This is a genomic window from Algivirga pacifica, from assembly GCF_039543525.1.
Taxonomy (GTDB): Bacteria; Bacteroidota; Bacteroidia; order Cytophagales; family Flammeovirgaceae; genus Algivirga; species Algivirga pacifica.
On sequence record NZ_BAABJX010000055.1, the window covers coordinates 1 to 14,429 of the forward strand.

11 protein-coding genes are annotated in these 14,429 nt (G+C 39.2%); 2 read left to right on the plus strand and 9 right to left on the minus strand.

All coding sequences use genetic code 11. From position 1 onward, the window contains the following. Positions 1-199: 199 nt before the first annotated feature. From ABD985_RS17540 to ABD985_RS17555, 4 genes are all read right to left on the minus strand, one after another. A complete protein-coding gene (locus ABD985_RS17540) occupies positions 200-2,872 on the minus strand; it encodes a TonB-dependent receptor (protein ID WP_345374016.1) in 2,673 nt (890 codons plus the stop codon). Positions 2,873-2,915: 43 nt separating this feature from the next. Continuing rightward, positions 2,916-3,287 carry an STN domain-containing protein gene (locus ABD985_RS17545; RefSeq protein WP_345374018.1) on the minus strand — a complete coding sequence of 124 codons (372 nt, stop codon included), beginning with the start codon at positions 3,285-3,287 and terminating at the stop codon, positions 2,916-2,918. Positions 3,288-3,349: 62 nt separating this feature from the next. Next, entirely contained in the window at positions 3,350-4,849 is a 1,500-nt protein-coding gene (locus ABD985_RS17550; protein WP_345374020.1) for a helix-turn-helix domain-containing protein, read from the minus strand. Positions 4,850-5,378: 529 nt separating this feature from the next. Beyond that, positions 5,379-5,723, minus strand: coding sequence for a hypothetical protein (locus ABD985_RS17555; protein WP_345374021.1), 345 nt, complete (start codon positions 5,721-5,723; stop codon positions 5,379-5,381). 433 nt (positions 5,724-6,156) lie between these two features. On the opposite strand from ABD985_RS17555, the gene ABD985_RS17560 reads away from it, so the two are divergent. Together ABD985_RS17560 and ABD985_RS17565 are read left to right on the plus strand one after the other, a co-directional pair. Further along, positions 6,157-6,888 (plus strand): tetratricopeptide repeat protein, encoded by a 732-nt coding sequence (locus ABD985_RS17560; protein WP_345374024.1) that lies wholly within the window; start codon positions 6,157-6,159, stop codon positions 6,886-6,888. Positions 6,889-7,100: 212 nt separating this feature from the next. Next, on the plus strand, positions 7,101-8,513 hold the full coding sequence (locus tag ABD985_RS17565) for a sigma-54-dependent transcriptional regulator (protein WP_345374026.1): 1,413 nt from the start codon (positions 7,101-7,103) through the stop codon (positions 8,511-8,513). Positions 8,514-8,763: 250 nt separating this feature from the next. Here the strand turns inward: ABD985_RS17565 and ABD985_RS17570 are convergent, their stop codons facing one another. From ABD985_RS17570 to ABD985_RS17590, 5 genes are all read right to left on the minus strand, one after another. Then, complete coding sequence (locus ABD985_RS17570) at positions 8,764-9,528, minus strand: LytR/AlgR family response regulator transcription factor (protein ID WP_345374027.1); 765 nt, start codon at positions 9,526-9,528, stop codon at positions 8,764-8,766. An 11-nt stretch (positions 9,529-9,539) separates the two neighbouring features. After that, positions 9,540-10,661: a sensor histidine kinase gene (locus ABD985_RS17575; RefSeq protein ID WP_345374028.1), complete on the minus strand. Its 1,122-nt coding sequence runs from the start codon at positions 10,659-10,661 to the stop codon at positions 9,540-9,542. Between the two features lie 7 nt (positions 10,662-10,668). Further along, complete coding sequence (locus ABD985_RS17580) at positions 10,669-12,228, minus strand: hypothetical protein (protein ID WP_345374030.1); 1,560 nt, start codon at positions 12,226-12,228, stop codon at positions 10,669-10,671. 342 nt (positions 12,229-12,570) lie between these two features. Then, positions 12,571-13,374, minus strand: a complete 804-nt coding sequence (locus tag ABD985_RS17585; protein ID WP_345374031.1) for an alpha/beta fold hydrolase — start codon at positions 13,372-13,374, stop codon at positions 12,571-12,573. 129 nt (positions 13,375-13,503) lie between these two features. Next, positions 13,504-14,094, minus strand: coding sequence for a TetR/AcrR family transcriptional regulator (locus ABD985_RS17590; protein ID WP_345374033.1), 591 nt, complete (start codon positions 14,092-14,094; stop codon positions 13,504-13,506). Between the last annotated feature and the right edge of the window lie 335 nt (positions 14,095-14,429).

Below are 14,429 nucleotides of genomic sequence, written 5' to 3' on the forward strand. Positions count from 1 at the left end.
GGTTATCGGTTATCGGTTATCGGTTATCGGTTAAGAAAATTATTTTAACCATAAACGATAAGCAATAACCGATAAACTTTTTTCAACATTTTTTTAAACGATAAGCAATAACCATTGCATGGCACCCGAAAACCTTTTTTAGCTTCAACCTTAACTGCAGGGGGACGGGCAACCACAAGGCTTGCCCCTAGATGGCTTCCTAAAACTTAAAATTGTACGAAAAAGATGGCAGTATACTAAACAAGTATAACTTCACTGCTTCTGTCTTTGAGGGATCATTGGCACTTTGTCTAAAGACATAAGCCAGCGTGTTTTTTCGTCCATATACATTATAAATCGCAAACCTGAAATTATTCTCATTCTTACGTTTGCCACTCCCTTCTTTCACATAAGGCGTTCGATAGAGTGTGCAGGATAAGTCCAACCGGTGCGTGGAGGGTAAACGGAAGCTATTACGTTCAGAATACAAAGGAATAGGCGTCCCATTATACTCATATTTCCCAACCGGAAAAGTATAGGCTAGCCCTGAAGCATATACCCATTGGGCTGTCAGATCTATTTTTCTGGTTACGTCAAAATTCAATAAGGCAAAGAAATCATGTTTCCGATCAAAATCGGTAGGATATGGATTTCCATCATTAATTCCATCAATCTCTCTTCGGGTTACTGCGTAGGTATAGGCTACTTCTCCTAGCCATTTTCCCTTTTGGATTCTTCCCATAAGCTCTAAGCCATACGCATACCCTCTTCCTTGTAACACATCGGTTTCTATATGGTCTGTAACACTAGATCCTGAGTTAGGTTTAAAGTCCAGCTGATTGTCCATGTCTTTATAATATCCTCCTACCTCAAACTGCCATATTTCCTTCCAATACTTCTTCCAGCTCGCTGCTAACTGCACCGCCCTCTGTGGACGTATATAACGATCAGAGGGCACCCAAAAACCAGTAGTCGGAGTAGGTAAAGAAGAAATAGAAAGTTGATGAATAAACTGATGTGTTACATCCAAGGCCATATTAAGATAACTGCGTTCTCCCAATCGGTATTTAGCCGATATGCGAGGAGATAATCGGTGATATGTTTGGGCTATTTCATATTTACCATCCACAAATACCGTATCCACAATATTTTCAATACTGGTCTCTGGAGCTACAACGGGATCTACATCATAAAGATAGCTTCTCTCTTTTTCAAAAGAATCAAAACGGATATAGCGCAGCCCCGCATTCAAACTCCAACGATCTCCCCAGTATTTTACCGCATCCAGGTAAGCGGTACTCTCTAGCGCACGTACCCTTACCCCATTTTGCTGCTCAAAATTGGAGGAATTGGTCAAGGGGGTTACCTCTCCAAACTTATAGGTGTGAGAAATTGCCTCTACCCCAGCATTCAGAGAAAATGCCTCTTGATCAATATCAATATTAAAGTCCTGTCGTACTCCCCAATCACTTAAACCGTAAGATGTTCGATAACTATATGCATCAATGAAGTTGACTAAGGTATTGGTTTCATAGTTTGTATACCAAAGTTTGGAAGTACTAGTCAGCCATCCTTCTTTTACCCCTGCTCGATAATCCATCATAAACGTATCATTCCCCCAATCTCCGGTCAGATACCCTTTGATTCCGACATTATCCCTACCAGTATAGACTGAAAGCATCAGACGATCATACCCCTTCGTGTAAATATTGGCCTTAAAGTTTAAATCGTAGTAGTTCAGTACGTTGGTATCGTTGATACCATCACCTGTAACATCTCGGGGAGGATAAAACAAGTCCAAATAGGACCTTCTACCTGACAAAATAAAAGAGGAAGGTTGTGTTTGCTCGTTCAGTTGAAATAACGGGCCTTCTACGGTCAGGTTGCCACTCATGGTTCCCAATCCTCCGGATACGCCCAACCTTTTTTGGTTACCATCCCTTAAGACTACATCCATAATGGAAGAGAGTCTGCCTCCATAACTGGCAGGCATTCCAGACTTATAAAAAGTAATATCCTTAACAATATTGGGATTAAATACGGAATAAAAGCCTAACAGGTGAGATACATTATAAATAGGGGCTCCATCCATTAAGATAAGATTTTGTCCTGTTCCTCCTCCACGTACCGCATACCCCGCAGCTCCCTCATGTTGAGATTGCACGCCAGGCAACTTTTGTATACTACGGGAAATATCTCCTTCGCCCAGCGGGCTGGAAAGCAATCGGATTTCATCCGTACTGATATATTGTCCCCGATCCAAGGCCAGTAAGTCCATACTCAAGCCATTGACCACCAAGGTGTCCATCAAATCAAACACCTGTTCCAGCTGCACATTGATCATCGTATCCTTGGTCAGGTCAAAGGTAACCTCCTGTGACTTATAGCCCAGGTGACTATACTGCAAGGTATATTGGTCCATAGGGAGCTTCATCTTATAGAGGCCATAGCGGTCTGTGATAGTCCCCTTAGGGTAATCTGCCAACATCGCAACCGCCCTTACCAGGGTTTCTCCCGTTTGTGCATCTTTAATCACCCCTTGTATCGTCTTAGGTGCTTCTCTGGCCAATTTCTTCTTCGTAAAAATAATGACCGTTTCCTCATCCAGAACCTCATACCCAAAGTATCGGGTATCAAACAGGATATCCAATGCTTTTTTTAAAGGTTCTTGATTCAGAATAATGGTGGGTTTATTCAGTTGAGGGATAATAAAGTCAGGGCTATAAGTAAAAATGAAGTTTCCTTCCATTTCCAAAGCCATCATAGCTTCTTCATAATAGACGTTTTCAAGCTGAAGTGTTACCTTTTTATTCAGCAAACTCTCCTCTTGTGCTAGTACTACCCTACCCCCAAGCCATATTAAACAAAAAAGTAGCCATCGTTGATACATCATATCATCGTATCCTAATATTCAAAAAGTGAGCACTTTTATCGTTCTATTCTTTATCCTTAAAGATCACAATCGTATCCTTATCCATTTCCTTATACTTCAAAGGATTTCCATTAAACAGTTTGTCCAACGCTTTTTTAAGAGGCTCTTGCTGAAGCTTGATTGTTACTTTTCCCAATTGATCCAAGGCATCTGGACTATAGACAAAGTTAAATCCTCCTTCCTGTTCCAAAAGGGCCATGGCCTCAGGGTAAGTAGCATCCTTCAATTCAATGGATATTTTAGTGCTCAATAAATCAGTTTGAACACCTTCCGAAGGGACAATAAAAGCACTCCCTATTCCCCATAAAAGTAACAGCAATACTCCTTTCATCCCCATCATGTGCAATCGCTGCGTCCGTGTTATTGTTATTCTCATGCTATTCAAATATTAAACCAAAGCCCAAATAATATGTATTTTAGATTTCCTTTCATCTATCATTACTCAGAAGACAGTAAACGGTCCAATGCTTTTCGCATCTCAGTTTCCTGACGTTCCCTCTCTAGGACAACTGGCTCAGAAGCCCTGACAGAACAATCTGTCGCCGGACAACGCTCACAGGTTTCATTAACAAATTCCACCTTTACTTTTTCCGACTTCCAAAAGTTACATTTTCTCTTGAAACTTTCATTCATATCAAAGCCTAAAGTGATACTCATATTTACACCTGGCTTTCCTGGTATAGGACGAGCTACACTAAAACAGAAGTATTCTTTCCCAGAAGTGATATACTTAGAGATTTGGGTAGACGTGACGATGGCATCAGCCTTTCCTTGTGCTTGTAGTTCCTCCAGTTGCTGAAAAACCTTCAAGGACACCCAACGACGACAATAATGCTCACTCAACACCGTACCATGTGGACTATGCAAACCATCCAAGTGTAACTCCTTGGTCAAGGAATACTGATTACTCCCTGCCATATGGTCCAATCTGAGGAAAAATAGCTTGTTTAGGCCAAAATACTTGGGGAATATACTAGTCAACCGATGAATATATGTCTCTGGAGAAGCATCATGTTTTTGAACCATCTGCAACAATAGCTCACTATCAAACTCTTTGGCAGCCAATAGTTCCTCTACATCTTTGACTAATAATGCTTCCGGCAACATCAAGGCGCCGGCAAAATAAGTGGCCTTATAATCGTTGAGTAAAGCATCAAAAGCATTGACCCTCACCCATGAGTAAGTCATAGAACGCTCTGAAAGCCCCATCAGATGGTAGCCCACTTCCCGACTCATGACAAAGTTCTTCTGTCGCTGATTTAGATGACAGTTTACTAATAATACTTTTTTATCTTTTTCTACCCTCAGTACCGAACGTAGATTCCCCAATGCCGGATCATTCCCCAGCGTATCCTCATCGATCCATACGCCACACTGCTCTTGCAGATATTGTTTCAGTACCGTTCCATAGGCCTCAAATCCTTCCTTATCTTGCAAGTATTGCTCTCGAAATCCATCTGCTGCTCGCTCAATCTCTTTAAAGTAATTGTCGTGCATCTCTTGGTAAGAGCGAAGTACAGAGAAATACAAACTCTCTACTGTTAAAGCATAGTTTCTGGAAATCTCTACAATCGTATTGACAAAAGCACTCAGTTTAGCAGGTGCTCCAGACATCAGTTCCACTAGATTTCTTGGCTCCAATCCAAAAACATCCAAGGGCAACTCATGTAAAATATCCGAAGTCAGTAAGTCAGACAACGGTCCCAGCTTCTTGGAAATCTTCAAAGATACCAGCTCATCATATGTCATTCCCAAAGCCATTGCCAAGGCACTGATCTTACTCCTTTTGGGATATTTCTTCCCTTTTTCAATTTCATTAATATAGGATACAGACATCTCCGACTTCTTACTGAGGTCTGACAATGACATTTTCAATTCCTGTCTCCTCATCCTGACTTTAAGTCCAAAGATGAGTCTAATATTTTCCTCCCTAATCACTTGGTCTAATAATTAATTCGTGGTATGCATACAATCCCGGTCACTACTAAACATCCATAAAGGATATAAAGGCTTTTTTGGAACACCTCTCCAAAAAGCACTAAAGCAATGATCTATATACAATTAGTTAAGTTTAATAGAAAAAAGAGTCATGGTCTATTGGTTCAATCGGATTACAGCTGCTGATCAATATTCTGGTTCTTACGTATCCATAGTCCAATCATCTATTGATAATCACAAAGACAAAATTACCTAAAACATAGAATATTCCATGCCTTATAGAGCAAAAATACAATAAAAAGCGAAATTTCGCTTTTTATTTATCACATCATTCCATATGTTTGTAACAAATCAATGATTGTCATAAACCACCTGATTTAGGTATTATAAATATAAGGTGCATAACGCTGTCAATCAGACATTTAATTTTTCGTTTTCAAAATAAAAAGCTACCTATGAATATAGGTAGCCTTTTTTTTTCTCCAAGAGAGAAATACTCTATCACTTCACACCAAGCGCCTTGCTTAGCCTATGCAATGAGGGTGGTCACTACATTGAGCACTAACACCAAAGCCCCTGCAATACCAATGGCAAACAAGCCATAGCCTACCACATCCTTCAGCATTCCTCCCCTGCTCATACTCAAACTTTTTTCTCTAGCCGCCTTTACCTTATGCCAAATCGTTTGTTGTGATTTTTTACTATCCTTATCTTTGAGAATAGCATCTACAACAGTATCAAAATCATCCATTAGCTCGTCATCCATACCCAGACGATCCAAGAATTCCTTACGTTCTCTAGGATTCAATCGATCATTTAGATACTTATCGATCAGGATAATATTCAAAAGGCTGAACTGTTCTATTGTTTTCATAGGGCTACCGGGAATATGATGAGTAATAACAAATAGTATTATAGGTATAAAAGATAAGGGACACGTAAAATTCGCTCTGAAAAGAAGATACACAGCTTATACATGTAAAACAAACACTTTAAATAGTGAAGGATTGAAAATTTTAATTTTAATTAATCTTACAAAGATTATCTACAAATAATCCTATTTCATTTACATTGATTACCAAAAACTCCCAATAGGCTTACCTTATAAAACAAACTCCCAAACCAATCTAATCACCAGCAACTGCCTATCCTCCTCATTTAAGGGAACAATTCTACTGTAAGATCAATCCATTTTTCAAATATTTATTTACAGCACACTTTCACTTCTTAGAAAGTTTATTGTATTTTTACCCCATAAAATTGTATACAATAAAGAAGAATTTTCTCACACAATAAACAGAATAAGCGTGAAAAACCACCTTCGTCTACTTAACTTAATTATCGGTCTAATCAGTATTTTCAGTATCTCTTCCTGCAACAGCAACAACAGTGAAGAGCAACTTACACAAGCCAAACAAAAAATTGATCAAGGCAAATACAGGGAGGCTATTTCTATTATTGAAGAAATTGAACGACACTCTGCCAATAATCATGAAGCCTTAAATGTAAAAGGAGTGGCTTACTTCCTGATGCAAGAACATAGCAAAGCCTTGGGAACTTTTAGTACAGCTATTGAAATAGACAGTACACACAGTAAATATTTTGAAAATCGCGCCAACGTCAAAAGACATCTAAAAGACAACAAAGGGGCTATACAAGATTACACCCGTGCAATTGCTTTACAGGGTAATAATGCTAACGCTTTCCTAAATCGCGCCCTTTGTGAGATCAATACTGGCTATACAGAAGAAGCTCTGGCTGACTTCAATAAGGCTGAGCAACTTTCTGCTGGCAAAGACATGAAAGTTTTCTTTTACCGTGCCAAGCTGCTAATGACACAAGAGCGATTTGAGGAAGCGATTGTAGACCTAGACAAAGCTATCGACCTTGCACCCAACCATGCCGATTCTTTTTATTATAGAGCCATGGCCGAGACAGGTGCCAATGGAGTCAGTGACAAAGTTTGTGAATTATTGCGCAAAGCCAACAACTTAGGCTCTGATGCTGCTGCATCAGCAATGGCGGAGTACTGCCAATAATAGAAGTAAAGAAAGATCAGCACAAAATTGTATATTTATGTCGTTTACCGCTTATCATTGTATTCCTTCAACACAACAATAAGTGGTAAACGATACATAGTGATATAGTGTCAATCAAAACTGCTAAAGCATAAAGCTTACTATGGAATGTTTACCATAGTTATTTTTTAATTGAAAATACCCTATACTTTTTATTTGCTACATCAGAGATCATGCATATAGAGGAAAAAGATACTAAACTATTCATCATTGAACAGGATGAGTACTACCAAAAGATGTTCAGGCACTACCTAGGAGACAACCCTGCGTATCAACTGACTCTCTTTCATGATAGGCAAACATTTATCCACCGCTTAAAACAGGAAACCCCTGAGGTTATTTTTACCGATATTCATTTTACCAACATCGATCCTATACAGTGGATTCAGGAAATTAAAGCTTCCTGCCCTATGGGTAATATTATCGTTACGTCTACTATCAAAGAACCCAACATCATTATTTCCTTATTCAAAGAAGGTATCGTAGACTATATCATCAAAGATCAACACAATTTACAGCCATTACTTCATCAAAGTATATGCCGTGCAAAATCACTGCGATTAAACACTAGGGAAACCACCTCAACAATATTCCAGAAGGAGCATATACCTTTAGATGCTAGAATCAGAGAGCGATTTAAAAAGACCATCATTGGAGATAGCTCCTCTATGGAAAAAGTATTTAACCTTCTAGAAAAAACCCCTAACAATAATATTACCGTTTCACTTTTTGGAGAAACCGGAACAGGTAAAGAAGTGGTGGCTCATGCCATACATCAACAGTCGAATAGAAGTAAAGGCCCTTTTGTGGCTGTCAATATTTCTGCAATCCCTGAACAACTCCTGGAGAGCGAACTTTTCGGACATGAGAAAGGTGCCTTTACCGGTGCAATCTCTCGAAGAGTAGGGAAATTCGAAGAAGCTAATGGAGGAACACTCTTTTTAGATGAAATTGGTGAGATGAGTATTCACCTTCAATCCAAGCTTCTAAGAGTCGTACAAGAGAAAGAACTTACCCGTATAGGTAGTAATGAAACCATCCGTCTAGACGTTAGAATCATTACAGCAACACACCGTAACCTTAGCCAAGAAGTAAAAAAAGGGAATTTCAGAGAAGATTTATTCTATCGTTTGATGGGTATTCCTATTGAACTTCCTCCTTTACGTAAACGGGAAGATGATATCCTTAAGATTAGCCATTTTTTCATTAAGGAGTTCAGCAAGGAAAATCGTCTGGAGAAAGATGTAAGCCTTTCCAAAGGGGCCGAAAGAAAATTGATGAGTTATCAGTATCCAGGAAATATCCGGGAACTGAAGGCTATTATAGAGCTGGCGGCAGTTATGTGTAACGATAATAATATTAGGGAAAAGGATATTCAATTCCCACAAACCGAGGATATGGAAAGCCTCATCCTTCAGGAGAAAACACTCAAAGAATATACCTTTCAGATTGTGGAATACTTTATGGACAAATACAATAATAATGTCTTGGATGTTGCCAAAAGGCTTAATATTGGAAAGTCTACCATTTACCGTTACCTAAAGGATATGGAGGAAGTGGAAGATAAAGAGATGAGCAGACTTTAGATCGGTTAATTTAGTATAAGCAGAAAACTCTGAGCTCTTAAAATAGGTCAGTGGTACGCTATAGCTTTTATAATTTTCAATGATCAATGATTAATTTTCAATAATTAAACACTCTAGAGCTAGCTCAGCAGCCTTTTTGGGTGATTCATTTTAATTAAAAATTGAAAATTAACCCACTCTACAAGCAGTTCAGTAGGCTTTTTTACTCATAGACAATTAACCGTGATAAACTCTAATAAACGATAAGCGTTTAACGGTCCAGCCATTCCTTAAACAAAGGAGTTCGCTCAGCACTCACCACTATATCCTCTTCCACTACAGGTAATAACTCCAACTTCAATCGACCTTTGAAGTAAGTATGTATCTCCTGTAGGGCATCAATATGAATAATATATTTACGGTTAATTCTAAAAAATAAATCGTGATCCAGTAAAGTGTTAAGCTCCTCTAAGCGATAATCCACAGGATATTTATTTCCTTCCTTAGTCCGTAAAAAGGACACCTTATCTTCCGTAAAAAAATAGGCTATTTCCTCTACTTTGATCGACTTAATCTTGGAGCCACTTTTTACAATAAAGCGGGATTTACTCGTATTTTGTGGCTCTGTGATAGAGACCATCAGTTCTTGCAGTTTGGCGGCTGTTTCATCTCCATATATCTTTTGAGCTTCTTTCCATTTTTCCAGCGCTAACCCCAATCGCTTTTTGGTTAATGGCTTCAATAGATAATCAATACTATGTACCTCAAAAGCCTGAATAGCATATTGATCATAAGCAGTAATAAAAATAACAGGACAATGTAACTCGACCTGCTTAAAAAACTCAAAGCTTACCCCATCTGCCACTTCTATATCTGAAAAGAGTAAATCAGGGTGATCATGCTCTTCAAACCATTCGATAGCCTCTGCAACACTACTCATCTCCTGTATTATCTCCGCTTCAGGCATTACTTCTTTAAGTAATCGCTTCAAGCGTTCTACTGCCAAAGGCTCATCTTCCAGTATGACTACTTTCATAAATTCCTATGCTATTCCTTTTCCAACAATGGCAATCGTACAATAAATGAGTCTGCCGTCTTCTTTACCTCAATTGCCTGGTTCGATAAATATTGGTATCGTTTATTGATATTATTTAACCCCATTCCTGAGCTTCGTCGCTTATACTCTTTCTCTCTTAGGTTATTTCGAACCACTAAGAAGTTATGACTATCATTAAAAATATCGATATACAGCGCTTTTTCCTTATTGATCGTGTTATGCTTGACCACATTTTCCAGTAGCATTTGCAAAGCCATAGGCGGTAACATATAGGCCTCTACAGAGGTATCAATCTGTATATCGAAATGAATATTCCAATCAAAACGCTTCTGCAGCATCAAAATATAATGATCAGCAAAATCCAACTCTTCCTCTAAAGGGACTAGTTCTGTATTCCTGGATTTCAGAACAAAACGATACACCTCGGAGAAACTCTCCAAAAAATCTTGTGCATCTTTATTCTCTTCATCGATCAAGGAAGAAAGGATATTCAAGTTATTGAAAAGAAAGTGAGGATCAATCTGTGTTTTGAGTACTTCGAACTGAGAACGCAACTGCGCATTCTTCAATTCCTCTGTTTGCACAAAGGCCTGTTTCCATTTACGCATCAGGTAAATCCCTATTTGTATGGTAAGTACAGGAAAAAGAAAAAGAAGTCCATATACGTTCAGTGTCAGCAACTGACCAATATCAGGGATATACCCTGTAAACTGTAGCTTATATTGGTAGTAAGTAAAGTTAATACACAATAGGGAGTAAATAATCGACACTAGGATCTGAAGAAAGAATCTTCCTTTGGTGTGTTTTTCCCAAGGCAAAGATTTATCCAGTACACTAATGATGATTAAATTCCCCCACCATAAGGCCACACTCACACTGACAATCCAGAATAGAGCAATATAATAAGGGTTCTCAATGGAGATTCCAGATAAGAAATATCCAAAGCTCAACAAGAACATTAAAACCACCCCTCCCATAATATGAGGGGTATATTGTCTTTCTTTATTATCCAAAGCATCCAGATCGATATCTTTCATCTGGCTGGTAGGTGCAAAAGAAGGTACATTATCCGAAAGGGGTGATTCTAAGGGGTTCTGTGTAAACGAAGTCATGTTAAGGTTAATCTAATTGGATTTCAGCAATTTCTTTCCAGGTAAAGTAGCGCTTCTTCCCCTCTAGGGTATTTTCAGTAAAGACCATCACACCATCATTACTTCCTCCCACATCCTGTGTACCTTTCAGTAATAAAACCTCTCCGTTGGTTAAGGTTACTTCTGAGAGATCCGTCTCTGGCTTTATTTTCTTAATGTTACGGAACGGAATAGCATACTCCAATCCTCTCCAACGGCCATCCAGCATTTCCAAGTTCCAATACTCATCCAAGTCATAAGCCATTTCACCCTTAACTTCCTCTCCTTCTTTTGTCTTTAGCGTTCCCTTAATTGGCTTAGGGGACTTGAAATCATTATAACTCAATCCATACGACTTCTCATCATGATCAAATTCTACTGACTCAAAAGCCTCCCAGGAGATTAGTATTAGCCCTACCGATGGCACACTCACATAGATTCCTCTATTTCCACTATTCACATCGTTGGTTCCATACAAAACTACTTCTCTATCAGAGACAAGTGTTACTTGAGAACGGTTGCCTGAGGTCTTGGATATTTTTTTAATTTTATCAAAAGTAATGGATAATTTCCCATTAGAGGTCTGCCCATCCAGCTTCTCTATCGTTAACGCCTCATCTTTATCCCATTGTATCAGCCCTGTAAATGTTCCTCTACTCGTCTTTACTGTACCATATAAAGGTAGCCCAATCTGATCTTTCAATTTTCTAGGTGCTTGTTCAAAAGCCACTTTTTTGATTCTTTTCCAAGGCACCTTCACTTCTCCTAGTTCTTCATCCAGTACCGTAATCTCCGCTCCAACATCATTAGAGCCTCCTCTAAGTTCTACCGAAGAACCATTTTTATAATACAGCATCAATTGCTCCCCACCTGTAAGTTCCAAACGAGCAATATCTCCAAAGTAGCATACAAATTGGTGAGTGGTATTGGGCATATGATGGTCTACCCATACATTCATAAAGTTGAAGTTCCATGAAGACACTGCTTCTGCCCTTGCTTTTTCTGCTTGCTCTACAAGACGATGAGCGTGCTCTTTCTCTATACGCTCTTCATATTCTTTTTGCTTTATCTCTATTTCTGCAGCCTTAAGCTCCAAGTTTTTCAACTTGTCCTCTAGCTTAGCAGCATATTTCTCCGTTTCCTTATTTTTTCGAAGTGACACGATCACTTCTTCCAGTTCCTCCGCAGCTTCTTCCAGTTCTTCCGCTTGCTGCTCATATTGCCTGATATATTCCCGACTCAGACGTTCTGCTTCTCGCTGTACTTCTTGGTCAACATCTACATCAGCAATCACCACTTGTTTATTTTTAGCCTTCCCTTTATCAAACATATCCAGTTTAGCGATATAAGGATTATGGGCCTTGGTTGCATTAAAAAGATTTTCCCAAGTACTTTCTTCTCCTCCCCACTGTAATTGTCCCTTAAAAGTTTCTCCATCAACGGTAGTAACCGTTCCGTATAGTAAGTTCTCAGTATGTTGTCCGTATACCACTCCTGTCAACAAGGATAGTAATACGATAAAACTCGTTCGGTAAAGTTGTTTTCTCATATGTCAATAATTAATGGCTGTATAAAAAAAATCACTAGAAATATTGTTGTATTCTCTTCGACAAATATGCTGAAAAAACAATTGTTAATATTAATGCCTTTTACCGAAATCGAATAAAAAATAACTGAATCGGGATTTTCTTAGACTCAAGTGGGAACTAGGAGGATTATAATGAATAATTAACCGACAGTTGAGGCGGCTTACGCCGCTGGTTGAGTCCATTACATGGCGTGTTCTGCGTGCCGTTGAGTAGCCCTTCGGGCTGTTGAGATTTTGCAATACTGCTCTTTCTCAACAGCCCGAAGGGCTACTCAACCAGCGGCGCAAGCCGCCTCAACAAAACTATGCTTCTATCGTTTCTTGATGTGCGTGAGCAAATACCTTCTTGATTACCTCTTTGTCTTTCAAGATGCGATTATGCCCTAACCCTTCTGTCAAGATCAACTCACTATCCTTATAATTGGCATGTACCGCTTCTGAATGCAGAAAAGAAACCTGTTTATCTTGCTTGTCATGCACCAAAAGCAATTCCACTCCACGCAATTGCTTTACCAAGGCAATTCCTGATAACTCAAAGAAAGACTGCCCGGTCAGGTCCTGCACTCTCTCCAACATATAAGGAATATTCTTTTCTGATGCATTAATAAGTTTCCTGAAATCAGATAAGATGTCTTCTCCTACAGAAGGACTACCTAACATCACAAGCTTCTTTGTCAATTTTGCAACAATGGTTGCATGCAAACAAGCAACTCCTCCTAAAGAGTGGCCTATAATCGCCTCAAACGGTCCGTATTGCTTTCCCAACTCCTGAATAGTCTGGGAGAACTCCAGCATATGGGTACTTTTTCCAGTGGAATACCCATGGGCTATGGCATCAAAAGAAATCACTTTATAGCCTTCTTTAGTAAAGGCAGGAATCATCTTGCGGAACTGTCCGGCTCTACCCATCCATCCGTGAACCATCAGAATAGGTTTCCCCTCTCCCCATTGATATACCTTGACCTCTTCCCCATTCCAGTTCAGTGTTTCCTCTTTTTCTACTGTTTTAAAAAATGCCTTCTCAGGCTCCGGAATAGGATAACGGAACGGAGAAGTAAATAGCTTTGTAAACCAGCGTTCAGCTAGTTGTGGTGATACTTTTTCCACAACCGGAAAGGTTTTCTGTATCACTTTTAAAATTAACGGTGTTTTAGGCTTGTTTCGGTTCATTGTTAGAAGACCGATCGGTCTTTTTTAGTGTAAAATTAGTCAGTGTAATGTCGATAAACTGATAAATTATTGATATAGATTTACATTCAGATAAGATTTGATTCCCTCTACTGCCACAGCAATACAACGATCATCACTGACCCTTGACATCACCAAGGCACCTTCCATCGTCATCAGCATCATCGTGGCCACCGCTTCTTTATCTGCAGTAGATTGAAAGATACCCTGCTCCATTCCTTCCTCAATCTTCTTGATAATATAAGTCTTCAGATGATTGATAGCTTGCTTGGCCTTTTCCTTCAACTTAGGATGCGTATTAGAGGCATCTACTGCCGTATTAAATATAGGGCACCCTGCCTCAAACTCGGGCAATCTTTCCAGATGCGCATAGGTATCCAAGATCGCCTCTATCTTTTCTCGAGGATCTGTTTCTCTGAAAAGACGCTCTTGTAAGGTTTTCTTAATCAAGTTAAAGTTATAGTCAAAAGCTGCCTCAGCGATTTCATCCTTATTGCTAAAGTGGTTATAAATCCCTCCTTTCTTCAATCCTGTGGCTTTCATGATATCACTCAAAGCACAAGCGTGATATCCCACCCGATTAAACAACCGGGCTGACTGCATAATAATCTTGCTGCGTGTATCTATTCCTTTTGACATAATTGCAAATATAAGACCGATCGGTCTTAAAATCAAGTAGGATTATTTTTGATAATAATTTCACAACGTTTATTCTTATAGGATTGAAAAGTAAAAAGTATAAGATAAAAAGTGGTTTACCTTTTTACCTTATACCTATTTCTTTGGTCCGGGCGACCACAAGGGGCGCCCCTACCTATTTCTTTGGTTCGGGCGACCATAAGGGGCGCCCTTACCTATTTCTTTGGTTCGGGCGACCACAAGGGGCGCCCCTACCTTTTACCTTTTACCTTTTACCTTTTACCTTTTACCTTTTACCTTTTACCTTTTACCTTTTACCTTTTACCTTTTACCTT